We start from the raw sequence: 24171 nt of genomic DNA, 5'->3' as shown, positions 1-24171 counted from the left end.
GGGACCACATGTCCACAGTGACCCAGGTATTCGACGCTCCGGCGGCCCACGTTTGGAAAGTGATCGCTGACGGTTGGCTGTACTCCGGTTGGGTGGTGGGCGCCTCCAGGATCCGCGCGGTGGATGATCACTGGCCACACATCGGTTCCACGTTGCACCACTCCGTGGGAGCCTGGCCGCTGTTGATCAATGACAGCACCAGCGTGACAGCCATGGAAACCGGCCGGAAGCTGGAACTCCTCGCCAGAGGCTGGCCCATGGGTGAGGCCAAGGTGCTGATCACACTGGAAGACCTTGGAAGCACCCGATGCCGCGTCAGTATCTGCGAGGATGCCGTCAAGGGCCCGGGCAAGCTGGTGCCAAAAGCCCTGCGGGATCCCGTGATCGGTGTCCGGAACCGCGAGACGTTGAAGCGCCTGGAACTCATGGCCAAGGGTGGAGCAGGGCGGGCAGGGTGACCAAGCCGTGATTTCCCATGCCTAATTGCCTCCTGTGCCGGAAGGCTGAGCGGATGGAATAACCCAATCAAAGGCTTCCGCCTTGGAGCGGGCACCTTGGGCGGCCTTGGAGCGGTTGGGTTCGCCGAGCTCGGCGATCAACTTCTCTGACAGCACCACCAGTTCCCCGAACGTGTCCGGCGTCAGCCATTCCGGGCGCGTGGCAAACAGGATGTCCTCGCTGGAGGTGTTGCCGCTGGCGCCGGGAGCGAAGGGGCAACCACCCAGGCCACCGAGTGCCCCGTCCACCATGGCCGCGCCCGCTTGGATCGCCGCAAGGGTGTTGGCAACGCCCAAACCCCAGGTGTCGTGGCCGTGGTAGACGATCCGCCGGGCTGGGGACTCGTCCCGCACACGTGTTATCAGGCGGGCCACCTGTGCCGGAACGGCCTGTCCCAAGGTGTCGCAGATGACGATGTCCGTGGTGCCGTTGGCGCGGGGGTCGTTGGCGATGGCGAGGATGCGCTCTTCAGGTACATAGCCTTCAAACGGGCAGGTGAAGGACGTTGCGATGCACAACTGGATCTGGCCATCAACTGCCCGTGCATACTCCACGGCCTCGGGCAACGCGGCCAGGCTTTCGTCCGTGGTCCGGCCGATATTCGCCTTATTGTGGGAATCCGAGGCCGACAAGCAGTACTGAAAATTCCGCGCTCCGACGGCGGACGCCTTGGCAACGTGTCCGGGTGTTGCCACCCAAATCCAGCACTTTTCCAGTTCCTCGGGAGTGAGGGCCCGAACAACGTCGAGCGTGTTGGCCATGGTGGGAACCAGATCGGCGCGCGCCATGGAGCCTAGCTCGATTGCGGGCACCCCCAGGCGAAGCAGCTCCCGCACGGTTTCGATCTTCTGTTCCGTGGGCAGCAGTTTGCCCGTGAGCTGGAGACCGTCGCGCAGGGTGACGTCCCGAAGGAGGACGCTGCCCAGGTTCTCGGCAAGGGGACTTTCGTAGCGGTTCATGATCGGTCAGCCTCCTCGCGACCGGAGGCCGCACTGATCTGGGCGGCGTCCATGTTCAGGAGGCCGCCTAGTACTTCCTGGGTGTCTTCACCCAAGTCCGGGCCGAGGTTTCGGATGGGCAGGGACTGGCCGCCGATGACCGGGACGATGCCCGGGAATCCCACTCCGGGGATGACGTTCTCGCCGGTGGAAACGTCGAATTTCTGGATCATGTTGCGGGCGGCGTACTGGGCGTCTACGCTGATGTCCGCAGCGGTGTAGATGGGTCCTGCGGGTACCCCGGCGGCTTCGAGTGCAGCCAAGGCATCCGGGCCGTTCAGAGTCGCAGTCCACTGGCCGATTGCTTGATCAAGCGCTTCGCGGCTGGCCCAGCGTCCCGCGTTTGTCTGAAGGGCGGGGTCTTCAGCAAGATCGGGGCGACCAATGGTCTGCATGTACCGCTGGAAGATGGAGTCGCCGTTGCCGGCCACCACAATGCTCGCGCCGTCCTTGCACACGTAGGCATTGGACGGAGCTATCCCTTCCATCCGGCCACCAACGCGTTGGCGGTCCACTCCGTACGCCTGGTAGTCCGGGATCAGCGATTCCATCATGGAGAACATGGCCTCGTTCAGCGCGACGTCGATGATGCGCTCGGTGAGCGGAACAGCGCCGGCCGAGTCCCGGCGTCGTGCTTCACGCTGATACAGGCTCATCATGGAACCGAAAGCGGCGTACAGGCCCGCAATCGAGTCTCCGATGGAGACGCCCACCCGCACAGGTGCGCGGTCCGGGTCGCCCACCAGGTTGCGGAACCCTCCGTACGCTTCGGCCACGGCGGCGAAGCCCGGCCGCTCGGCCAGCGGGCCCGTCTGCCCGAAGGCTGAGATGCGTGTGACGATGAGATCGGGGTTCGCTTCGTTGAGGACTTCGGGGCCGAGGCCCCACTTTTCCAGGGTGCCGGGGCGGAAGTTTTCCAACAGGATGTCGCACTTGCCCACGAGTTCCAGTACCGCCTTCTTCCCGGCATCCGTGCGGAGATCCAGGACCACGGACTTCTTGTTCCGGTTGAGCGTGCGGTAGAGCATGGACGTGGTGCCCTTGTGCAGCCGCCAGTTCCGCACTTCGTCGCCGGTTCCTGGCCGCTCCACCTTGATGACCTCTGCGCCGAAGTCCGCCAGAAGCCGGCCGGCGGTAGGCGCTGCGATGTAGTTGCCTAGCTCCAGAACCCGAACGCCGTCCAGCGGGGCAATTCTTTGGTGTGTCATGGCCTTCTTCCGTGCGTGCTTCTGCGGTGGGGTTTTTGGCGAACACTCCCACTGTGGCTTATGTAAGTCCATCACTCACACTCTGGTCCAAAAACGACCGCCGGAGCCAGAGTTTTTTTGCGCTGATGCGGGCCGATCCCAAATCTAGACTGACAACATGACCCCAATGATCAGGCCGGCCAAGGAATCCGACGTGCCCGCAATCGTGGCCGTTGACATCGCTGCTGGCAGGGCTGACGTCGGAAACACGCGCGGCCTTGCCGCGAGCATGAAAGCTGCGGTGGCCGACGCAGCGTGTCTCCTCCTGGTGGCAGAGATGCCACCGGGCACGACGGCGGACGGCGCGCACGCCGTCGTGGCATGGGCCAAAACGCATTGGTGGGATTTTGCCGATGGCGCAGCTCCGGCCGGTCACTATCTGGCTGGCATCACCGTACTGCCGGCCTTCAGGCGCCGCGGGTTGGCGAGCGAGCTGACCGAGGCGCGACTGCAATGGATCTGGGAGCGGGCGGATGACGCTTGGTACGTGGTTAACGCTCGGAACCAGGCGTCGCTCGCCTTGCACTGGAAGTGGGGGTTCCGGGAAGTTGCGCGCGGTCCCGGTTTTCACACAGTAACGTTCGACGGCGGTGAAGGGGTCCTCCTCTCCGCGGCACGGCCGCTGCGGTGACGGTTGGGGACGCGACGGGGAGGCTCTTCGTTGGACAGCGGTTCCGCCTTAGCATGTTCCACAGGTACACCGACCGGGGGAGTGTGTGATGGGGCCGTTGGAATCGATCCAAGCCAGCGCGAGGCACAGTGAATTAACGGGGACCGCAACACGCCCCAGGGTTCCGCGGAAACGGACGTGGCGGCTGAGGAAACTTGATCTGGCAATCGTGCTGGTGCTGATCATCCTCCTTGCACTGTCCGCGACTCCATGGCCTTCGGCGATGCTCATTCGCAGTGTTTTTGAGCGCGGCGCGCAGTCCACCATCGATGAGATGACGCCGTATATCCCCGATACGCCGCTGGATTCCAGGGCGGGGGTGGTTTACAAGCCTGGATCGACGTTTGACGTCTTCAGCCCGGAAGGAACCACCACGCCGCTTCCCACTGTGGTGTGGATCCATGGTGGCGCGTGGATCTCGGGTGCTCAGCGCGACGTGGACCCGTACCTCCGGATTCTCGCTGCCGAGGGCTACACCACCATTGGCCTGAGCTATCCGATCGCTCCCGAGGCCACGTACCCCACTGCCGTAAAGGACATCAATGAAGCCCTCGCGTACATCACGTCGCATGCGGCTGAGTTGAACGTGGACGCCGGCCGGATTGTCCTGGCGGGCGACTCTGCCGGAGCGCAGCTGGCAAGCCAGATGACCACGCTGACGGTGAATCCCGAGTACGCCAAGTTGATGGGAATCGAGCCCGCGCTTCAGAAGTCTGACCTGGCGGCCACCATCCTTCATTGCGGTGTTTACGACCTCAGGGCCATGGCGGACCTTAACGGGATTGTTGCGTGGGGCTTCAAGACCTCACTGTGGGCGTATACAGGCACCAAGGACTGGTCCGCCACGTATGCCGGTGCCACCATGTCCACCATTGACTTTGTGACCGGCGACTTTCCGCCCACATTGATCAGCGGGGGCAACGGTGACGGCCTCACCTGGCTCCAGTCCGTGCCGTACAGCAACCGTTTGAAGGCAGCCGGCGTTCCAGTGACCGAGCTGTTCTGGGCGGCAGATCATCAGCCTGAGCTGCCGCATGAATACCAGTTCCACCTCAACTTCGCTGAGGCACGGGACACCCGGGACAAGACTTTTGACTTCCTGTCAGCCCACGCGGCGAGAAGTCAGTAAATCCGTATGATTGGAGGCTTCCCCGATCGTGCTGAGTTAAATATATCTCCATGATGGAACTATTCTTGAGTCATGACGTCATCGCCCAAAGCACAACCCGGCACCCGCAGGCCGGTTCTCTACTGGGCCTCCGCCGTGACAGCTGCGGCCTTGATCGTCGTGCCGGTGTGGATGCTGATCGGCAACCCGGCCGTCCTGCGTGGGCATCCGCTGCTGCCAGCGCTCCTGGCGGCGGCCGCCGTCGTAGGAATCTTGTGGGGTTTCATGCTCTGGCGAGGCCGGCGCGAACTCCGGAGGCGGTCCACTGTGCGTGCTGTGGGGGCGTGGGTTGGCAGGGTGGCCGTCCTTGCGCTGGTGGCCATGCTGGCGTGGCTGAATCCGTTCGCATACCAAGCCGGCAGTGCTGCGGTGGCATCGGCACCGGAGGTGTCCGTGACGGAGTCCGCAACTGCCATCACCATGTCTCCGGCGGGCTCTGCTGTTACCCAGGGCCTGGTTTTCTATCCGGGCGCCCGCGTTGAAGCCCGGGCGTATGCGGACATTCTCAAGCCGGCGGTCGATGCGGGATTCCTGGTGGTCATCCTGAAGACGCCTCTGAATCTCAGTCTGCTGGACGGAAACCAGGCCCGCGCCGCCATGGAAGAGCATCCTGGCGTCACAACGTGGAGCGTGGGTGGCCACTCGCTGGGCGGCGTCAGTGCCAGTTCCTTTGCGTTGAGCAATCTGGAGGTGAGTGGCTTGCTGCTCTATGCCTCATACCCATTGGACTCCCTTCGGGAACGCGCCGGACTACAGGTTCTGTCCATCTCCGGCACCGAGGATGGCCTTAGTACGCCAGCGAAGATTGACGCCTCCAAGGCGTTACTCCCCGCCGACGCTACCTTCTTCGCTGTTCAGGGTGGCAACCACGCTTTCTTTGGAAGCTATGGTCCGCAGCCTGGCGACCACGAGCCGACGGTCACCCGCCAGGCAGCGCAGGCGCAGATTTCAACGGCGACGGTGGAGTTCCTGAGGCAAGTCCAAGCGCGCTGAGGCTCGTCGGGAATACTTCCATCGCCCTTCCTGTTCACTGATTTAGATGCAAATGCATGTAGGCTGAATGAACGAGCAACAGGAGAATGCCATGGAAACCCGCCGCATTACCGTACTTTCCGCCGGACTCGGTGTCCCGTCGTCGAGCCGCCTGCTGGCCGACCAGCTGGCCGCTTCCGCGAGGCGGCAACTGCACGCGGCAGGCTATGAAGCGAAGATCGACGTTGTCGAATTGCGCGACCTTGCCGTGGATATCGCGAATAATTTTGTCACCGGCTACGCCGCGCCGCGCCTCGCAGAAGTGATTGCCGGCGTAGAGGATTCCGACGCCATCATCGCGGTCAGCCCCGTCTTCAGTGCGTCCTACAGCGGCCTCTTCAAGTCATTTATTGACGTCCTGGACCCCAAGTCACTGGACGGCAAGGCAGTTCTGCTGGGGGCCACCGGCGGTACTGACCGCCACCAGATGGTGCTGGACTACGCCATGCGGCCCCTGTTCAGCTACCTCCGCACCCGGATTGCCGCTACGGGCGTCTTCGCGGGGCCCCAGGATTGGGGAAACACCGACGACGGCGGCTCGCCGCTCTCGGCGCGCGTGGACCGGGCTGCGGGTGAACTCGTGCAGTTGTTGAGTGGTACCCAGCCGAACCGCAAGAGCGACGCACTGGAATCGCTGCCCTTCGAGCAGCTGCTGGCCGGAATCTCAGCCGGCAGGTAGATCCTTCCCGGTCCAGTTCCGGAAGAACCCGCTCTGCCACTCCTGAGTAGCCCGGGCCTGTCGATTCGACGTGGCGGACCATGGGGGATAAACGCGGAATCCGCGCTTCCCGCCTTTGCCCTGGACGGAGACGATCCCGTGCTTAAGCAAAGCCGCCTTGGGGAAGGCAAAGTGACCGGAGTTTCCGCCCTCCCTGACCGAAACCACCAGTGCGTCAGCGTCATTGGCGGACGGGTGGTCGGCCGGGAAGGGTTCTGTACCGCCGTCGATTGAACGCTGCCACACCGCAACGAAGAGGCCCACCTTGTTGGGCGTAAGCTTGCCGACGCGGAAACGGACCAGTGCCTCTCCGCAGGTGGACACGGCGGCACCATATTCGGCGTTCTCTGCTTCCGGGCAGGGTGGACAGTACCCCATGCTCAGCAGTTCCATGAGTCGGTGGGCCTCGGCTACATCCGGGTGGATCATCCGTTCAGTATGCCCGCGCCCCGTGTGATTGCTTCGAATGAGTGCGCGGCCGGCTCGAACTTATTCACGGGTTCGATCGTTGGGGCAAGCATGAAGTGTCCTGTGGATTCCATTGACCTGGTGATGAGCGAACGTAGCGGCGTGGAGATCGATTATTGCCCGCAATGCAGGGGGGTGTGGCTGGATCGCGGTGAGTTGGACAAGATCATTGACCGCGTAGCGGCCGAATCTCCAGCCCCTGTCCGGCCTGCCGCTGCACCAGCACAGCCGCCAATCGCCCCACCGCCGCTCTACAACCCTTTCGAGTCCCGTCCGCAGCAACCGCGTTATGACGACCGGGACCGGCGCGATGGCCGCGGTGACTATGACCGTAGGGATTACGACCGCAGGGGTGACTATGATCGCCGCGACGAGTACGGCCGGAAGCGCAAGAAGAAGGAAGGCTTCCTGGGTGACCTGTTCGACTTCTAGGACGCTTTAGTCGTCCAGTAGTTCAATGAACTCGCGGGCTTGCTTGATGGTGATGTCAGAGTGGCGCGTCAACGCCGCGGCCGCGCCCTCAACATCGCCACTCTTTGCCAGTGTCCGGATCCGTCCGTAAATCTCATCATTGAGCATGTTGCTGCTCACTTCCCGCGTCACGTCGCCCTTGCTGACAATCGCCCGGTACCGGTAGGGGAAGCGTTCGGGTTCGTCGTCATCGTCCGCCAACAGATCTTTGGAAGGCGCTTCCGGCATGAACGGCTGAGGGTGCGCGGCGAGTGCACCCACGGCGTCACGTGACGCGCGCAGTCCTTCGCCTGTGGCCTGCAAATAGAGCTTGATGGCAGCCATTCCCTGCCCCCTGGCGATCAGCGAGTAGAGCTGGCGGTGCTGTTCCTGATTGAGCTTGGCCGCGGATTCCCTGGCCAGTTCTACGGGATCCTTGGGAGCATTCGCCGCCGCGAAGCCGGCCTTGGTTTCAGCCGTGCGCTTGGTGAACGAGCGAATAAGCAGGAGCACGCCCGCTATGACCGCAATGAGGATCAGGAGCGGGATGAGGATGGAGTCCATGGCGTTGTCAGAGCCGATCTACGTAGTTCTTGGCGGTCAGTAAGTCTGAGTGGGTAGCCTGGCGCAGAACCTTGATGGCCTCGATCTTTTTCCCGCTGCGGACCAGGTTCTGCAACTCGAAAGCGAGCTGCGGGTTCAGCTGGCCATTGGGAAGAACGGCAGGCTGGTGACCAGCTTGGCCGGCGGCCTGCGACCGTGCAGCCTGGGCCTGGACAGCAGTTCGGTTCTGTTCCGTTTGCTGGCTGTGCTGCGCTTCGTTCTGGCTCGGCTTGGTAGTGGCTTCGATTCGGGCGCGCAGTGCCAAGGCGGCCTGAACCTGCGATGCCTGGTGGGCAGCTGAGCGGGCTGCCAGTTCGCGTTGGTATCTCTCCGCGTCCGAGATGCCGGTATCGCGCGGTTTGAAGGCCGCAGTAAGGGCCCACAGGAGGCCCACGAGGACAAGAAGCGGAAGGGCAATCGTCAACACGTCACCAAAGTTCATCCCCATGCTTAGAGCTTATGCCAGAAGTTGGTTATCCACAGCACATTCCATATTTGGCATAGGCTTCTGAGAGGCCGCTGTCAAATTGGGAGGCACTTTGTAAGATGCATCACATTTGCGGCATGTTTACTTCGGTTTTACCCGTCCGCCGGGCCTCCTGCGATCGTGGGTCTGTGGATGATTTCCGGCGAAATCTTTCTTTAGTCCACAGCGTGTGAGGAACGTTTCCGCAGGTCAGGCGCTAGTTTCTCCAAAAAGAAATTCTCTATCCACAGAGTAACGCACAGTCTGTGCACAACGTGGGGGTGGTATTCCACAGGTTATCCACAAGGGGTGTCAGGCGGCTCCTGTAACGTGTCTGAAGTGTCCATTTCGGGCACGAATATCCCCAGTGCGGTGTCTTGGGCATCGCGAATGACACAGCTCGCGACGAGCTGAGGAAATCGACTGTGGATAACTTGTGGATACGGAACGCTATATTGTCGGCCCTGCCTGAGATGGTCAGTGGCACCAGACGGATTCTGTAACCACATACTGCGCTTTACGGACCGTCGGGGAGCACAATCCCTGCAGCGGTACACAAATGGAGGACGGCTTTGTCAGTTACGCACTTGGACTCAATCGAGGGCACACGCGCTTCGGACTCGAGCCGGAAACCTCCACAGGACATCCCCGCTGAACAGTCGGTGCTCGGCGGCATGATGCTGTCCAAGGACGCGATTGCCGACGTCGTGGAAATCGTTCGTGGCCATGATTTCTATCGGCCGGCACACGAGACCATCTACGAATCCATCATTGACCTCTATGGTCGTGGCGAACCCGCCGACGCCGTCACCGTCTCCGATGAGCTGACCAAGCGCGGCGAGATCAACAGAATCGGCGGCCCGGCTTACCTGCACGAGCTGATCCAGACCGTCCCCACTGCAGCCAACGCCGGCTACTACGCCGAGATCGTTGCTGAGCGCGCTGTGCTCCGCCGCCTCGTGAACGCCGGCACCAAGATCGTCCAGATGGGCTACGGCCAGGACGGCGAGGTGGAAGACCTGGTCAACCAGGCCCAGGCCGAGGTGTACGCGGTCGCTGAGAAGCGCACGGCAGAGGACTACGTGGCGTTGAAGGACGTCATGGAATCCACCGTGGACGAGATCGAGGCCTCCGGTCACCGCGGCGAAGGCATGACCGGTGTTCCCACGGGCTTTTACGAGCTGGACGAACTGACGCACGGCCTGCACCCGGGCCAGATGATTGTCATCGCGGCCCGTCCCGCTGTTGGTAAGTCCACGTTCGCGCTGGACTTTGCCCGCTCCGCAGCCATCAAGAACAACCTGGCCACCGTGATGTTCTCCCTGGAAATGGGCCGGAACGAGATCGCCATGCGCCTTCTCTCCGCAGAAGCCACCATTGGCCTGCAGGATCTCCGTAAGGGCACCATCAAGGACGAGCAGTGGTCCAAAATCGCCACCACCATGGGCCGCATGAACGACGCTCCGCTGTTCATCGATGACAGTCCCAACATGTCCCTCATGGAAATCCGGGCCAAATGCCGCCGCCTGAAGCAGCAGCACGACCTCAAACTTGTCATCCTTGACTACCTTCAGCTCATGAGCTCCGGCAAGAAGGTGGAGTCCCGCCAGCAGGAAGTTTCCGAGTTCTCGCGTGCCCTCAAGCTGCTTGCCAAGGAGTTGCAGGTTCCCGTCATCGCGCTGTCACAGCTGAACCGTGGTTCTGAGCAGCGCCAGGACAAACGCCCCATGGTGTCTGACCTTCGTGAATCCGGCTCCATCGAGCAGGACGCCGACATGGTTATCCTGTTGCACCGCGAAGACGTGTACGACAAAGAATCGCCGCGTGCCGGCGAAGCTGACATCCTCATCGCCAAGCACCGTAACGGTCCCACCAAGGACATTGTGGTTGCCTTCCAGGGCCACTACTCACGCTTCGCCAACATGGCAGGCGACGCAGGAGCCGGTGGAGGCGGGTTCTAAGGGGTCAGTACTCGCCCTTAATCACGAAGTAGGATCCGCGAATGGTGCCGGCCAACTTCGACTTCTGGCGTGCGAATTTGAAGGTGGACGCCAGTTCTTCCGGCACCTCCATGCCGTCCGATAGCTTGAAGCCCACCGCCCGCTTCCCGTCGCCGGTGCTGTACATGACGTTGATGGCCAGCCCTGACTCGTAGAAAACGTAGGCCATCTGCAGGTCTTCCACTTGGAAGGCCGTGGCTTCGAGGGGGCGTGACTGGATCACGATGTCACGCTCTTCCTTGAGGATCCGGCTAACCCTCTCAACGACGTCGGGAACCTCGCTGGCCGGGCTCACCGCGAACTCATGGTCGTACTTGTTCTTGTAGTAGCGGGCCTCGTTGGCGCGCAACCCAGCGGCAGCGTCCGCCACGGGTGACGACTCCAATCCGACTGTCGAAACGTCCTTGAAATCAACGATGTAGGGCATTGGCTCTCCTGGTCCGCGGGCCTGTTTGGACCAATGCTACTGACCCCTAACCCCGGCAGTCTTTAATGCGTCCTAGCAGCCCTCGAAGTCGCTCAGGACCTTCACCTTCGCGGCGGATCCGGACGAAGGATCGAACACGTAGCCGATCCACTCCCTGGCCAGGCGGCGGGCCAGTTCCACTCCCACTACGCGCTGGCCCATGGTGAGGACCTGGCAGTCGTTGGACAGGATGGAGCGTTCTACGGAGAAGGAATCGTGGGCTGCAGTCGCCCTGATTCCCGGGACCTTGTTGGCCGCGATGGCCACGCCGATTCCCGTGCCGCAGAACAGGATGGCCCGGTCGGCCTTGCCGTCGCGGATCATCTCTCCGGCGGCGATGCCCACGTACGGGTACGGCCTGGCGAAGTCCTCGTCCGCGCGGTTCACTCCGATGTCGATCACCTCAGTGATCCGGGAGTCGGCCTCAAGGTCGGCCAGGATCCGGTCTTTGTAGTCAACGCCGGCTTCGTCGGCTCCAACAATAATGCGCATGAAAGGACTCCTAGTTGGCTGCGGCGGGTACGGGAACTGCTGTGAAGTGGGGCCCGACGGCGGTGAAGACCATGGCGAGGGACGTCGCCCCGGGATCAGGCGTACCAAGGCTCTTCTCGGCCAGTGGCCGGGCCCGGCCTTTGAGCGGGCGAAGTTCCGCTGTGGATGCTGCTGCCGAGGTAGCGTCGGCTGCGGCAGCTGCCCAGGCCTGCTCCGCACCGATACCGGAAGAAATCCGGTCCTCCAGCGATGCGGCGAACGGAAGCAGCGCATCCATCATGGTCTTGTCCCCGATCTCGGCTTTGCCCAGGCCCGCGATGCGGTCCGCGAAGGCGCGGACAGACCGGGCGAGTACGTCCGGCGTCGGGGTTTCCTCATCACCCAACCGCTCACCCATGGCGCGCAGCCCAGCACCCCAGAGGACGCCTGACGTTCCGCCGGCTTTGTCTGCCCAGGCATCGCCGGCAGCGGCCAGCAGTGAACCGGCTCCCGCGCCGCGTTCAGAAGCGACGGCTGCGGCGTCATAGGCTGCCGCGGATCCGCGGACCATGCCACGTCCGTGGTCACCATCGCCTGCTATGGCATCCATATCGCCCAAGACTGATTCCGAATCGCGAAGCAATACTGCCGTTGTGCCCAGGGCTTGAAGACACTGGGCGGCGTAGGCGCGGGACCCGGCTGTGGAGGAGTAGTCTGCGGCGGCCGTAGCATCCACCTCAGCTTCATCCGCCCCAACGGAAGCAACATCAAACCCCACAGCGCCGCGACGGTAGGCAGGAGTCAGCGCCGGAGCGGTCCAGTACTGCTCCAGCTCGTCATCCAGCCACGTCAGCGTCAGCGAAGCACCGGCCATATCCAGGCTGGTCACCAGCTCGCCCACTTCCGGCATAACCAGTGTGTAACCGGCTTCCCGCAGCAGTGGAGCCACGGTCCGCCACAGAACAAACAGTTCCTCGTGCTTGGTGGAACCCAGGCCGTTGAGGATCACGGCCAGCCGCTTCGAATCCGAGGAAGGCGTCTCGGCCAGCACGCGCCGCACCAGTTCCTGCCCAAGCTCGACGGCGGACGGCAGCTCGGTGTCGAACAATCCAGGCTCGCCGTGGATACCCAGGCCCAGGCCCATCTGTCCCTCGGGAAGGCTGAACAAGGGCTGGTCTGCGCCCGGGAAGGTGCAGCCGCTGAATGCCGTGCCAATGGTTCGCGTCAACTCATTGGCCTTGCGGCCCAAACGAACCACGGAGTCCAGATCCACGCCAGCCTCGGCGGCAGCGCCCATGACTTTGAAAACCACGAAGTCGCCGGCAATACCGCGGCGTTTCTCCGCTTCCTCGATCGAGGCGCTGGCGATGTCGTCCGTGACCAGCACGTTCTCCGTCGGGATCCCTTCGGCTTTCAAGCGCTCACTGGCCATGCCGAAGTTCATGACGTCTCCGGCGTAGTTGCCGTAGGTGAAGACGACGCCGGCTCCGGAGTTGGCGGCCTTTGCCACGGAGTACGCCTGCTGTGACGAGGGTGAGGTGAAGATATTGCCCACCACTGCACCGTCAGCGAAGCCCGGCCCGATGATGCCGGCGAAGGCCGGGTAGTGCCCCGAGCCGCCACCGGTGATGACGGCGACTTTCGGCGTGGCCGGGCGGTTGCGGCGGACTGCGCCGCCTTCCACCTGGCGGACGAGGTCCGAGTGGGCGTCACAGAAACCGGCGAGGGCTTCGTCAGCGAAGTCGGCGGGATCGTTGAAGATTCTGGTCATGGTGGGTCCTGGTTCTGGATTTTCGGACGGCGGGAGGGACTTAGTGGATGTGGCTGCCGCCGTTGATGTCGATGGTGGTTCCGGTGAGGTAAGCGGATTCCTCGGAGGAGAGGAACGTGATGACGGCGGCCACTTCCTCGGTGGTGGCGTTGCGGCCGAGGGGGATGCCTGCGTTGATCGCTGCTTCCTGCTCATCGGTGCTGCCGACGCGGATGTTGGTGTCTACGGCGCCGGGAGTGATGGCGTTGACGGTCACACCGGTCTCGCCAATTTCCCGGGCAAGTGCCTTGGTGAAGCCGAGGATGGCGGCCTTGGCGGCAGAGTAGGGAACCTTGCCGAACACGCCGCCGCCGCGCTGCGCTGAAACGGAGGACATGTTGACGATGCGGCCCCAGCCGTTGGCGATCATGTCCGGCAGGAAGGCTTTGGTGACCAGGTAGGTGCCGGTGGCGTTGACGTCCATGACCTTGTGCCACAGCTCAAGGGTGGTTTCCAGGAAAGGTACGGGGGAGGTGATGCCGGCGATGTTGGCCAGGGCGCCGACGGGTGGGAGATTTCCGGCACCAACTTCTGCGGCAACGGCGGCCTGGGCGGCGGTGACGGACGTTTCGTTGGCGACGTCGATTTCGTAGCCGAATGCCGGGACATTGAAGTCGTTGGCGATCTCTGCGGCGACCTTGGCTGACTTCTCGCCGTCGAGGTCCAGAATGACGATGCCCCAGCCCTGGCTGGCGTAACGACGGGCGGTGGTCAGGCCGATGCCGCGATCGGAGGTAGCTCCGGTGAGGACGGCGGTGCGCTGGATGGTGGTCATGGGTGCTCCTTGAATATGAGGTGACGCGGTTTAGATGAGGTCTGTGATGAAGCTGGCTGCCTTGGTGGCTGCCGCCGGGCGTTCGTCGTGGGTGACGTCCCGGGTTTCGAGTTCCAGGGAGAAATGGCCGGTGTAGCCAACGTCCCTGAGTGCTGCCAGTCCGGCAGCGAAGTCCGCGTTGCCGTTGCCGATGCTGAGGTTGATGTTCCCCGGCTGGTTGTCCGTGGCCGGCACGGCGTCCCGCAGATGGACGTGTTTTACCCGCGCGGCGAAGCGGTCCACGAAGTCCAGGGGGTCGCCTCCGGAAGCGACGATGTGGCTGAAGTCCATGACGATTCCGACGTCGGACCCTGCGAGCCGGTCGGTGAGCAGTTGCGCTCGTTCGGTGTTCCAGCACAGCCGGTAGTAGTGCAGGGATTCGGTCCACAGCTCGACGCCGAACTCAGCCGCGCGGACAGAGGCGTGGATTAGTTGGGCTGCTACGGCGTCGATGTCGCATTCGAGCGTGCTCACGGGTTCGTGGTCGATCGCGCCGCAGGGCAGGACGAGCGCTTTGGCGCCGGTCTTTGACGCCAGGGCGAGCAGCATCTCAAGGTGCCTCTCACGCGCCACGTGGGCTGCGGCGTCGAGCGTTGCGTTCAGATCGCCGACGTCGCCGTTGACCGAGCGGACGCGCAGTCCCGAGTTATTGACGACGGCGGCAACCGCCTCCACTGCCTCGGCGTCCAGTGTGTACGGCACATGGTCGCAGACGCCGGGGAGCGCGCCGAGGTCGATTTCCTCGAAGCCCAGGCCGCGCATGGTGTGAAGGGCTGTGGCCAGATCCTGGTGTCGGAAGCTGATGGACGAGCAGCCGAGTCGTTGATGAAACATCGTCGTTGATCCTCAAGTTGGGGCCCTCGCCAGAGAGGGACCTTAGTGATGGACACCACGTTAGCTGCGTTAACTGTCAACAGTCAACCTTCAAAGTTGACTGTTGACATTGCTGGTGTCCTCGGTCACAGTTGACGTATTATGTTGACTGTCGACAGTGGGGTTGCCGAAGAAGCGCCGCACTTTTGAAAGGGAAAGACACACATGAGCAATGAAGCTCTGACCATGCGTGGTCCGGTTCATGGAACCAAGGAAGCAAAGCGCGTCGCCGTCGGTTCCGGCGTTGGCGCAGTCATCGAAACCTACGACTTCATCGGTTTCGGCACCGCCGCAGCCCTGTACTTCGGTACAGCGTTCTTCCCGGGCGCCGACCCGGTGACTGGCACCCTCGCCTCCTTCGCGACCCTCGGCGTCGGCTTCGCTGCCCGTCCGTTGGGCGGCATCATTGGTGGCCACCTCGGCGACAAGCTCGGCCGCAAACCGGTGCTCGTTGCATCGCTCATCCTGATGGGCCTGGCAACCTTCGCAATCGGCCTTCTCCCCACGTACTCGCAGGTGGGGCTTCTGGCTCCCGCGCTCCTGGTTCTGGTCCGCATCATCCAAGGCCTGGCCTTTGGCGCCGAATGGGGTGGCGCCATCCTGATGAGCTACGAGCACGCTCCTTGGCGGAAGAAGGGTCAGTTCACGGGCATCGTGCAGGCCGGCTTCCCCGTGGGCCTCCTGCTCGCCAACCTCGTCTTCCTCAGCAGCGTGGGCCTCGGAAGTGAATGGGCCTGGCGTGTGCCGTTCCTGGCCAGCATCGTCCTGGTGGCTGTTGGCTTGATCATCCGCTCCAAGGTTCCCGAGTCCCCCGTGTTTGAGGACGTGAAGGCCAAGGGCGACATTGTGAAGTCCCCCATCGTTGAGGTCATCAAGACCGACTGGCGCAACATTGTCCGCGGCATCGGCCTCCGCATCGCTGAAACTGCCGGTTACGCCGTGTCCGTGACCTACATGATTTCCTACCTGCACACGAACAAGCTGGCGGACAAGACAGAAACCCTGGTGGCTCTCTGCATCGCTGCCGGTATTGGCATCTTCGCCACGTACTTCTGGGGCAAACTGACGGACCGCGTTGGTCGCCGGCCCGTCTACATCTGGTCCACCGCGTTTGCTGTCCTCTTCGGAATCCCGATGTTCATGCTGGTCAACACCGGATTGTTCCTCTTGATCATCGCAACCATCGTCATCGCCTACGCTGTCTGCCAGAACTCCCTCGCCGGCGCCCAGGGTGCATGGTTCCCGGAGCTCTTCCAGGCCAAGACCCGCTCCTCCGGCGCATCGTTGTCCTACCAGATCTCGGCCATGGTCTCCGGCTTCACCCCCTTCATCACCACCCTCCTGTTCGTCAGCATGGGTTGGATGGGCCCGGCCCTCCTGTTCAGCGTCTACGCAGCCATCGGCCTGTGGGCAGCACTGATCACGCGGGAAACCTGGGGCAAGCGTGAGCGTCAGCTCGCTGAAGAAGCCGCCAGCAAAACTCCCCAGACGGTAAACGCCTAAGCAACCCCTCGACGTCGGGCGCGTTCTCCCCATCGGTGCGCGCCCGATGCACGGAAGGAAACCAGTGACTCTCTCATCAGTTGAAGCGGCGCCCATGGCAGCCCCTGAACCCGGGCGCGTTGACCGCATCCGCGCCGCCGCCTACCGAATCCGTCATCACGCCCTCACCATGGGCGAGGTCCAGGGCCAGGGGTACGTTGGCCAGGCCCTCGGCGCCGCGGACATGCTCGCCTCCGTCTATGCGGACCAGCTGACGTACCGCGCCGAGGACCCGCATTGGGAGGGGCGCGACCGGTTCCTCCTCTCCACGGGCCACTACGCAATCGGGCACTACGCAGCGTTGGCCGAAGCCGGGATCGTGCCCGTGGCCGAACTCGAAACCTACGGTTCGGACGATTCCCGCCTGCCGATGTCCGGCATGTCCACCTACACCCCGGGAATGGAGATCTCCGGCGGTTCCCTGGGCCACGGCCTGACCATCGCCGTCGGCATGGCTCTTGGCCTGCGACTTCAGGGCTCCGCATCCCGCGTGATCAACTTCCTCTCCGACGGCGAACTGGACGAAGGCTCCACCTGGGAGGCCGCCATGGGCGCGCACCACCACCAGTTGGGGAACCTGACGGCCATGGTGGACATCAACGCCCTCCAGGCCGACGGAGCCACGGACACCGTGCTCCGCACCGAACCGGTCACTGAAAAGTGGGAATCGTTCGGCTGGTACACCCAGCGCGTGGACGGGAACGACGTCGGTGCGTTGCTGGCGGCGTTCGACAACATCGCCACGCGCTCCGCTGCTACCGGTCAGCCTTCCGTGATCCTCTGCGACACCAAGGTTGGGCGCGGCGTGCCACTGTTGGAAACCCGCGAAAAGGCGCACTTCATGCGCATCGAAGAACACGAATGGCAGGTCTGCCGCGAACAGCTGACCGCTGGATACGAAGGGACGGCTTCAGCATGAGCACACTTACGACGGCGGCCGGCGCCGCTGGTTCTTCCGCCCCCGTTCAGGCGGCCAAGCCGAAGTTGAAAACCTCCGCCATGATCGCGTCATTCGCTGATCCGGGACAGAAGACCACGCCGGCTCCGTTTGGCCACGCGTTGGTCAAGGCCGCCGAGGCCGATACCCGGATTGTTGGCCTCACGGCAGACCTCGGCAAGTACACGGACATGCACATCTTCGCCAAAGCCTTCCCGGAGCGGTTCTTCCAGATGGGCATGGCCGAACAACTCCTGTTCGGCGCTGCAGCGGGCATGGCTGAGACCGGCCTTATTCCGTTCGCGTCCACCTACTCCGTGTTCGCGGCACGGCGTGCCTACGACTTCCTGTGCCTGGACATCGCCGAGCCGAACCTGAACGTCAACATTGTGGGTGGGCTTCCCGGCCTGACCACCGGGTACGGGCCCAGTCATCAGGCCACCGAGGACATGGCGATCTTCCGCGGCATGCCCAACCTGACCATCGTGGATCCCTGCGACTCCATTGACATCGAGCAAGCTGTTCCCCAGCTCGCGGCGTCGGACGGACCCACGTACCTGCGCTTGCTGCGCGGCAACGTACCCACGGTTTTGGATGAGTACGACTATACGTTTGAGCTCGGCAAGGCAAAGGTCCTGCGTGGAGGCAACGACGTTGTGTTCGTGTCCTCCGGCTTGATGACCATGCGCGCCCTACAGGCCGCCGAAGCCTTGGCGAAGCACAACGTGGACGTGGCCGTGGTGCACACGCCCACCATCAAGCCGTTCGACTCGGCCACTGTACTGGCGGAACTGAGCACGGATCGTCTTGCCGTGACGCTGGAGAACCACACTGTTGTTGGCGGTCTGTTCGAGACTGTTGCGTCCGCCGTCGTCACCGCGGGTCTCGGCAAGCGGGTGGTTCCCATCGCGCTTCCGGACCAATTCCTCGACGCCGGTGCGCTGCCAACTCTGCACGAACGGTACGGCCTGTCCGTGGACCGGATCGTGGCGAAGGTGCTGGCGGAACTCGGCTGAGTTTTCTTTGAGAGTGCGGGACGGACATGACTGCCCGTCCCGCACTCCTGCCCGTAGTATCGACTGTTAACACCGGACTGTTAGCAGTCGCCCATAGAACCGAGGACAGACCATGGCCGTCACCGCATCACTGCTGGGACTCGAGAAGAAGAGCCTTCGCGAACAGGCGCTGGCCGCTTTGCGGACCGCGATCACCAGTGGAGAGCTTGAGCCTGGCCGTCACCTGGTTGAAACCGAGCTCTCCGAGATGCTCCAGATCAGCCGCGGCACCCTCCGGGAAGCGCTGCGTCAGCTGGAACAGGAAGGGCTGATCTCCGCCGGAGCCCGCGGCCGGATGTCCGTGCGGCACCTGGACGTCAAGGAAATCCGCGACATCTTCTCCGTCCGCGGTGTCCTTGAATCATTGGCGGCCCGGACGCTCAGTGATATGCCGGACAAGGAAGCTGCACTCGCGGAGCTGCGTGCCGCCGTCGACACCATGGAAAAGGCTTCGAAGTCATCACTGGAGGAGCGGATCGAATCCGACCTTGAGTTCCACCGCACGCTCTGCCGCCTGTCGGGAAACGAAACCCTGCTGCATTCGTGGGAATCCCTGGAGGGTTCCATCCGGATGTCCATCATGTTCGCGGGGCTGGAACGCGCCACCCGGAACATGAGCGTTGGCCGGCATCACGACATTGTGGCCGCCATTGAGACCGGGAATGCTGCGAAGGCGCGGGAAACCATCATCGCGCACATGGATGGCGCGGCCGAGAATTTGGTGGGATAGATTTGCGGCACCTGCTTGATTGAATCCTGCTCATCATCTGAGGGATAGCACGCTGGAAGGCGTGCTTTTCTTTTGCCTTCAAGGGCGCGTCCAATGGGGTCGTCAATAAAACCCTTCCCGGCATTCCGGCAGGCAAATTTTCTTTCCTGGAAAAGGATTATTGAATTGGTGTTCGTGTGGTTGAATCTAGAAGCTGACTATATGTGGTCCGGGGCAATCATCAGTGGACGGGTCCTTTGACGCCTGCGTGGTCACGACCATTGCTGCTGATGCACCTTCAGCAGAGACCATTTACGGAACAGGAGCACCACCATGACGACAGGGTCGGCGGCGAGCAATCAAGGAAGAGCCAGAGAGGTCGAGCTGGCAGGAGAACAAGCCAGGATTGCCGAACATAGCGAACTGAAACTCCGTGTTCTGGGGTCCCCTGTCTCAGTGGTGCTGCTTGCAGGAGTGACCGCGGAGCTTCGAGCGGAGTTGCGGCGGGCCTGGTCACGGTGCCTCGATCATTCCGGCGGCTCGGTTCCGACTCCCGGAACGCACTCCGTCGCGGGCCCGGAGCACTCAGAAGAACGCCCGTTCCGGGCGACAGTCTCATCAGTTGTTGGCACGGCCGTGGTTACCGGCCGCACCTTCAGGGACTTCGCGTCGGAGCTGACGAGCTCCATAACCTTGGCGGGCATCGCCGCGGGCAGGGGAAGCCTGGTGATGTTGCATGCCGCGGCACTGGCTGATGTGACAAACGGCCGCGCGGTGGCACTCGTAGGCCGTTCGGGCATGGGGAAGACCACCGCCACCAGGCGCCTTGGGGCGGCCCTTGGCTACGTCACCGATGAGACCGTTGCCGTGGATGGCTTGGGCGTGATGGTTCCCTACGCGAAGCCACTCTCCGTGATTATCCAGGATCCGGCCTCTCCCAAGCATCAGATCAGCCCCGACGACCTCGGCCTGCTCGTGGCGCCGGCCGCGCCAGCCCTGGCGTCGGTTGTACTGCTGGACCGGGATCCCGACGCTGCCGTTCCCACGGTCACCCCGCTGGGACACGCGGAAGCCATCATCGAACTTGCACCCCACACCTCGTCCCTTGGTGAGGTCCACCAGCCAATGCGGCGTCTTTGCGAGATTCTGGACGCCACCGGTGGCGCCGTCCGTGTGTCATACCGCGAGGCAGGAGATCTGGCCGCCGTCTTGCCTGCCCTGCTTGAGCGGCCAGCCATCTCCAAGACATGGGCGGCAGTCCTTGGTGACGGGTTGCAGTCCCCCGAAGGGCCTCTGTCCCGGGATGCCGTTCGCGCTGGGCTGCTCAGGAGATCCGAGTTGGTAGATGCCGTTGAGATTCCCCTGCCGAATGGGGAAGGGACGGAGCTCCTGGTCATGACTGACCGTGGCGTGGTCCGGCTTAGCGGAGTGGGTCCGGCGATCTGGCATGCACTGGCAACTCCCTGCGACATCAACGGCATCGCCGAGCGGATCGCCCCTGACATAGGACTTCCGGTCGGGTACAAATCCCATTTGCTCAGCAGCGTGGAAGAACTTCAGGCCCACGGGGTTTTGCTGGCGGCATAGCCCCTGAAACAGATGCCGGCTAATCCAGTGTGGAGAAGTCCCGCGTAGTACATTCCAAGCGGGAAAATGTCGCCAAAACAGCGCAGTGATAAGTTCCGATTGCACCGAATTTTCCTATTACAGATTTACTTCAGTCTGCTGGCGCACTGACTGGCTTGAAGGAGCAAACGATGACCTTGGATAAAGGCAAAATAAAAAATCCGGAAATAGATCGACGTAAAGTGATGATCGGCACTGCGTGGAGCATTCCGGTCATTGCAGTCGCTGCCGCAACTCCGGCAATCGCCGCCTCAGTCCCTCCCGTAGTTGTGACGCCCGGAACCGGAACCGTCATCAGCAACTGGAAGGGCGACCACCACTACGGAAGCTTCGAAGAGGACCTGGACCAAAGGGCCTACGACTTCCCCGTCACGGTTAAAGACGCGAACGGCAACCCCGTTGTAGGCGCCACTGTCACGGTCACCGTAGCGGGACAGAACGACGACGGTGACGTGCTTGGTATCTACGCCTACCCAGCGCCGGACAACGGCGGCCCCGAGTCGGACCAAAGCCGCAGCGCTACCGTTACCACCGGGGCCGATGGTGTTGCACTCTTTGCGGTGAGCACACAGAACCTGAGCAGTTCGGAGAGGCCGTCAACGGCCACTATGACCGTGACTGTGACCAGCAACGGCGTCACCACCGTCTCTGTCATCAATGTGGTTCTGACGGAATCCGACTAAAAAGTCGAAACGCCCCTGTTGCGGTTGTGGTCTCATTTTCGGCCAGCCGTAACGGGGTGGCGAGTGAGCTAACCCTGGACATGGGACGGTGCCCCTCAAGGCCCCGTCCCATTCGTTGAACCCGTAGGCCGCATCATGGGCCTACGGGTTCAAGCGTTTGTCAGCTGTGGGCAAGACACTGGCCTCGGGCCGAACGGACTGCGGCCTGCGGCCTGCCTGCCCTCTTGTTCACCATCTTCCAGCGGCCTGCCACTGAGCGTCCGTGTGGCTGTACCCAATCTCCTGAAGTGCATTTGCCAGTTCTCCGCGTGTGGCACACCTGAGGCCAGCGGCCGTGAGTTTCCTGCGGCCCCGGAAGAGATGGCCGCGCACCGTGGTCGTGCGGAGTCCAAGTGCTGCGGCCATTGTGGAGGCGGTCAACGCCCGGCGTTGCGCGAAGAGCTCCAGGACTTGTATTTCACGGTCTGTAAGCCTGGTTCCGATGCTCGACTCCGTAGGGAGTGGGGCTACTGAGCCAACCACAACCGCTTCGATCTGACGAGGAATTTCGGCAGCTGTGGAGTCGTCATCCAGAATTGCCACGGCGCCCTCCGCAGCCAGGGCGGACCGTTGAGCCTGGCTGACCCTGCCCAATACAATGCAGCGCCGGCCGGTTGCCGCAATGGTGCGCACCTTCAGCGGAAGGGGCACTTCATCGTCAAAGAACGCGTCCAGCACTATCCAGTGGGCTGCCCGTGGATGATCACGCGAAAATGAAGACCACGATGTATAGACCTTCCCCAGCGTTGTGGCTTCCGTACTGCTTTGCCACTCGGACATTATCGCGCTGGAGAGGACCGGATTCCTGTGAATGAAATCGACATCGAAGGTGTAGGCAACTGCTCCCATTTTGCCCCCGATCGATGGATAAGCCCGGGCTTCTTCGGCGCCAGCTCTTAGGTGTTGGTGATCTGACACATGAGTAAACTAGCCCGCTCCCCAGCTCCATCAGTGGCTGTCGCGGGCCCGGGCTCAGTGGTGCGCCGCCCAGGGATCACGCCGTTGCCTGACGCTGCTTGTGGGCCACCCTAGTACTTCGAGAGCAGGCAGATCGCTGCCTGTGCAGGGCTCTTCCATAATCAGACAGACGGAGCAACTCCGTTTTGTCAGGAATGAAGAATGACCGCACCCGAGAAGCCGCAGCGGGCCCCTCTTAGAGCCGCAGCTTAGGGCGTGCGCATCCGCAGGGCAGGCTTCGGCAGCGGTCACTTCAAGCGGGAACTGCGACCACAGTTCCACCGGAACCTTCAGCTAGCCTAAATGGAATTTGTGGTGTCGACTTTGATTAGAAACCCCGTTCAACGTGTGAGCAGCTCACGGCAGGCAAATGACAAGCTGGACGTGCTTGAGCGTGATGGGCGGGTCAGGGTGCTGCTGGTTGATTTTCTCTGCATCACCTGGGCCGTTGCTATCGCCGAGCTCCTTCGCTTCGGCCTGGAACGCCATTCTTTGGATGTTTGGTCCGTGCAGACGCCCTATCCCCTGGTCAGTGTGGTCCTTGATATTTTGTGGTGGATTACCTTGGGCGCATTAGGTACCAGGGAACCACGAATACAGGGTTTCGGCACTGATGAGTACAGACGAGTGACCACAGCTTCACTCTGGTTGTTCGGGGGGATAGCCATTTTCTCCTACGTGTTCCAGCTCGATACCGCCCGAGGCTACGTGGCAGTGGCCTTGCCGTTAGGCATCGTAACGCTGCTCATAGGCCGTTGGGCCCTGCGAAAAGGCTTGATCCTTCGACGAAAGTCCGGCCAGCACCTGCGCCGGGTTCTGGTCATCGGAGGGGCCCAGAGTGCCGCCCACCTTGTTCGGCAGCTGGTGGCCCATCCAGCGGCGGGCTATCAACCGGTGGCAGCGTACCTGACCGCTCCGGACGCAAAGGAGCCCTGGCCGGAAGGTCTTGAATTGCCCGTCATTGGTAAGGGCAGGGACCTGGCCGGAATACTGGCGGCTGTGGACGCCACCGCTGCGGACTCTGTGGCCATCTCCGGCGCCGACGTCGACCCCCCAACACTGAGGCAACTCGGTTGGACGCTGACGGCCCGGGACATCGGCATGTTCATGGCACCAGCTCTGACCGACGTCGCCGGCCCACGCATTCACATGCAGCCGTTGGCGGGGCTGCCCCTGATCCACGTCACCACGCCCAACCTCGAGGGCCCCAAGGCGCTGGCCAAGCGCGGATTCGACATCCTGGCGTCCTTGGCCCTCCTCATTATCCTGGCCGTTCCCATGTGCGTCGTTGCACTGCTGGTCAAGCTCGACAGCCCTGGCGCCGCGATGTTCCGCCAGACGCGTATAGGCCGATCCGGTGAAGTTTTCAGCATGCTGAAGTTCCGGTCAATGGTTGTCGATGCCGAGCAGCAATTGGCTCAGCTCGCCGCAAAGAACCAGGGAAACGGCGTTCTCTTCAAATTAAAGGATGATCCTCGCGTCACCCGGGTTGGCCGCTTCATCCGCCGTTACTCCATCGATGAGCTGCCACAACTTTTCAATGTCCTTTGGGGCGACATGAGCCTTGTAGGTCCTCGGCCCCCACTACCGGTGGAAGTGGAAACCTATGATGACTTTGCCCATCGTCGGCTCCTCGTTAAACCAGGCCTCACTGGCCCATGGCAGGTAAGTGGACGAAGCGACCTGTCGTGGGATGACTCAATTCGACTGGATCTCTATTACGTGGAGAACTGGTCCATGTTCCAGGACATGATTTACCTACTGCGCACGGTCAGAGCCGTATTCGGCAAAGACGGCGCATACTGACACCCGCGCCTGCCCTCAACGACTGCCAGTTGAGGGCAGGGGCGGCCTGTGGGATAACAGTGCTG

General features: G+C 62.4%; 25 protein-coding genes. 14 read left to right on the top strand and 11 right to left on the bottom strand.

All coding sequences use genetic code 11. The features are described 5' to 3' along the window. The first annotated feature begins 8 nt into the window (after nucleotides 1-8). A complete protein-coding gene (locus BMY91_RS11700; RefSeq protein WP_090822061.1) occupies nucleotides 9-458 on the top strand; it encodes an SRPBCC family protein in 450 nt (149 codons plus the stop codon). 21 nt (nucleotides 459-479) lie between these two features. Here the strand turns inward: BMY91_RS11700 and BMY91_RS11695 are convergent, their stop codons facing one another. Together BMY91_RS11695 and BMY91_RS11690 are read right to left on the bottom strand one after the other, a co-directional pair. After that, complete coding sequence (locus BMY91_RS11695; RefSeq protein WP_090822059.1) at nucleotides 480-1457, bottom strand: beta/alpha barrel domain-containing protein; 978 nt, start codon at nucleotides 1455-1457, stop codon at nucleotides 480-482. Continuing rightward, complete coding sequence (locus tag BMY91_RS11690) at nucleotides 1454-2704, bottom strand: CaiB/BaiF CoA transferase family protein (protein ID WP_090822057.1); 1251 nt, start codon at nucleotides 2702-2704, stop codon at nucleotides 1454-1456. Before BMY91_RS11690 ends, BMY91_RS11695 begins: the two co-directional genes overlap by 4 nt. Before the next feature lie 157 nt (nucleotides 2705-2861). On the opposite strand from BMY91_RS11690, the gene BMY91_RS11685 reads away from it, so the two are divergent. The 4 genes from BMY91_RS11685 to BMY91_RS11670 all read left to right on the top strand — a co-directional run bounded on the left by BMY91_RS11685 (nucleotide 2862) and on the right by BMY91_RS11670 (nucleotide 6292). Next, on the top strand, nucleotides 2862-3374 hold the full coding sequence (locus BMY91_RS11685) for a GNAT family N-acetyltransferase (RefSeq protein WP_090822056.1): 513 nt from the start codon (nucleotides 2862-2864) through the stop codon (nucleotides 3372-3374). A gap of 208 nt (nucleotides 3375-3582) precedes the next feature. After that, the gene (locus BMY91_RS11680; protein ID WP_256212709.1) at nucleotides 3583-4542 is read left to right on the top strand and encodes an alpha/beta hydrolase; all 960 of its coding nucleotides are present in this window, start codon (nucleotides 3583-3585) and stop codon (nucleotides 4540-4542) included. A 72-nt stretch (nucleotides 4543-4614) separates the two neighbouring features. After that, the gene (locus BMY91_RS11675; RefSeq protein WP_090822052.1) at nucleotides 4615-5574 is read left to right on the top strand and encodes an alpha/beta hydrolase; all 960 of its coding nucleotides are present in this window, start codon (nucleotides 4615-4617) and stop codon (nucleotides 5572-5574) included. Nucleotides 5575-5665: 91 nt separating this feature from the next. After that, entirely contained in the window at nucleotides 5666-6292 is a 627-nt protein-coding gene (locus BMY91_RS11670) for an FMN reductase (RefSeq protein WP_090822605.1), read from the top strand. Here the strand turns inward: BMY91_RS11670 and BMY91_RS11665 are convergent. Then, nucleotides 6278-6760 carry a MepB family protein gene (locus BMY91_RS11665; protein WP_090822050.1) on the bottom strand — a complete coding sequence of 161 codons (483 nt, stop codon included), beginning with the start codon at nucleotides 6758-6760 and terminating at the stop codon, nucleotides 6278-6280. The genes BMY91_RS11670 and BMY91_RS11665 overlap by 15 nt on opposite strands. Nucleotides 6761-6862: 102 nt before the next feature. Here BMY91_RS11665 and BMY91_RS11660 point away from each other — a divergent pair, with 102 nt between their 5' ends. Next, entirely contained in the window at nucleotides 6863-7231 is a 369-nt protein-coding gene (locus BMY91_RS11660; protein ID WP_256212708.1) for a TFIIB-type zinc ribbon-containing protein, read from the top strand. A gap of 6 nt (nucleotides 7232-7237) precedes the next feature. On the opposite strand, the gene BMY91_RS11655 is transcribed toward BMY91_RS11660, so the two are convergent. After that, nucleotides 7238-7813, bottom strand: coding sequence for a hypothetical protein (locus BMY91_RS11655; RefSeq protein WP_090822045.1), 576 nt, complete (start codon nucleotides 7811-7813; stop codon nucleotides 7238-7240). Nucleotides 7814-7820: 7 nt separating this feature from the next. Continuing rightward, on the bottom strand, nucleotides 7821-8294 hold the full coding sequence (locus BMY91_RS11650) for a hypothetical protein (RefSeq protein WP_090822043.1): 474 nt from the start codon (nucleotides 8292-8294) through the stop codon (nucleotides 7821-7823). Between the two features lie 596 nt (nucleotides 8295-8890). Between BMY91_RS11650 and dnaB the strand changes: the two genes are divergently transcribed. Then, nucleotides 8891-10279 (top strand): replicative DNA helicase, encoded by a 1389-nt coding sequence (dnaB, locus tag BMY91_RS11645; RefSeq protein WP_089597011.1) that lies wholly within the window; start codon nucleotides 8891-8893, stop codon nucleotides 10277-10279. 4 nt (nucleotides 10280-10283) lie between these two features. Here dnaB and BMY91_RS11640 read toward each other — a convergent pair whose 3' ends face one another. From BMY91_RS11640 to BMY91_RS11620, 5 genes are all read right to left on the bottom strand, one after another. Further along, nucleotides 10284-10745: a phage tail protein gene (locus BMY91_RS11640; protein WP_090822041.1), complete on the bottom strand. Its 462-nt coding sequence runs from the start codon at nucleotides 10743-10745 to the stop codon at nucleotides 10284-10286. 72 nt (nucleotides 10746-10817) lie between these two features. Next, entirely contained in the window at nucleotides 10818-11276 is a 459-nt protein-coding gene (locus tag BMY91_RS11635; RefSeq protein ID WP_090822039.1) for a ribose-5-phosphate isomerase, read from the bottom strand. A 10-nt stretch (nucleotides 11277-11286) separates the two neighbouring features. Then, nucleotides 11287-13026 (bottom strand): dihydroxyacetone kinase family protein, encoded by a 1740-nt coding sequence (locus BMY91_RS11630; protein ID WP_090822037.1) that lies wholly within the window; start codon nucleotides 13024-13026, stop codon nucleotides 11287-11289. Between the two features lie 40 nt (nucleotides 13027-13066). Beyond that, a complete protein-coding gene (locus BMY91_RS11625) occupies nucleotides 13067-13840 on the bottom strand; it encodes an SDR family NAD(P)-dependent oxidoreductase (protein ID WP_090822035.1) in 774 nt (257 codons plus the stop codon). Between the two features lie 30 nt (nucleotides 13841-13870). Then, a complete protein-coding gene (locus BMY91_RS11620) occupies nucleotides 13871-14713 on the bottom strand; it encodes a sugar phosphate isomerase/epimerase family protein (protein WP_090822033.1) in 843 nt (280 codons plus the stop codon). A gap of 204 nt (nucleotides 14714-14917) precedes the next feature. Here BMY91_RS11620 and BMY91_RS11615 point away from each other — a divergent pair, with 204 nt between their 5' ends. The 6 genes from BMY91_RS11615 (at nucleotide 14918) to BMY91_RS11590 (ending at nucleotide 21304) form a co-directional block, all read left to right on the top strand. Beyond that, the gene (locus BMY91_RS11615; protein WP_090822031.1) at nucleotides 14918-16255 is read left to right on the top strand and encodes an MFS transporter; all 1338 of its coding nucleotides are present in this window, start codon (nucleotides 14918-14920) and stop codon (nucleotides 16253-16255) included. Nucleotides 16256-16349: 94 nt separating this feature from the next. Then, on the top strand, nucleotides 16350-17213 hold the full coding sequence (locus tag BMY91_RS11610; protein ID WP_090822029.1) for a transketolase: 864 nt from the start codon (nucleotides 16350-16352) through the stop codon (nucleotides 17211-17213). After that, nucleotides 17210-18247, top strand: coding sequence for a transketolase family protein (locus BMY91_RS11605; protein ID WP_090822027.1), 1038 nt, complete (start codon nucleotides 17210-17212; stop codon nucleotides 18245-18247). The genes BMY91_RS11610 and BMY91_RS11605 overlap by 4 nt, the downstream gene beginning before the upstream one ends. A gap of 112 nt (nucleotides 18248-18359) precedes the next feature. Next, nucleotides 18360-19016: a GntR family transcriptional regulator gene (locus tag BMY91_RS11600; RefSeq protein WP_090822025.1), complete on the top strand. Its 657-nt coding sequence runs from the start codon at nucleotides 18360-18362 to the stop codon at nucleotides 19014-19016. A 312-nt stretch (nucleotides 19017-19328) separates the two neighbouring features. Then, nucleotides 19329-20582: a hypothetical protein gene (locus tag BMY91_RS11595; protein WP_090822023.1), complete on the top strand. Its 1254-nt coding sequence runs from the start codon at nucleotides 19329-19331 to the stop codon at nucleotides 20580-20582. A gap of 170 nt (nucleotides 20583-20752) precedes the next feature. Beyond that, nucleotides 20753-21304 carry a transcriptional initiation protein Tat gene (locus BMY91_RS11590; RefSeq protein WP_090822021.1) on the top strand — a complete coding sequence of 184 codons (552 nt, stop codon included), beginning with the start codon at nucleotides 20753-20755 and terminating at the stop codon, nucleotides 21302-21304. Nucleotides 21305-21532: 228 nt separating this feature from the next. Here the strand turns inward: BMY91_RS11590 and BMY91_RS11585 are convergent, their stop codons facing one another. Next, nucleotides 21533-22192, bottom strand: coding sequence for a helix-turn-helix domain-containing protein (locus tag BMY91_RS11585; RefSeq protein WP_256212707.1), 660 nt, complete (start codon nucleotides 22190-22192; stop codon nucleotides 21533-21535). Nucleotides 22193-22648: 456 nt separating this feature from the next. On the opposite strand from BMY91_RS11585, the gene BMY91_RS11580 reads away from it, so the two are divergent. Continuing rightward, entirely contained in the window at nucleotides 22649-24106 is a 1458-nt protein-coding gene (locus BMY91_RS11580; RefSeq protein ID WP_254779864.1) for a sugar transferase, read from the top strand. The last annotated feature ends 65 nt before the right edge of the window (nucleotides 24107-24171 follow it).

It is taken from the genome of Arthrobacter sp. yr096 (assembly GCF_900108925.1).
GTDB lineage: Bacteria > Actinomycetota > Actinomycetes > Actinomycetales > Micrococcaceae > Arthrobacter.
The sequence above is the reverse complement of the archived record's forward strand: the minus strand, read 5'-3'. Positions and strand labels throughout refer to the sequence as shown.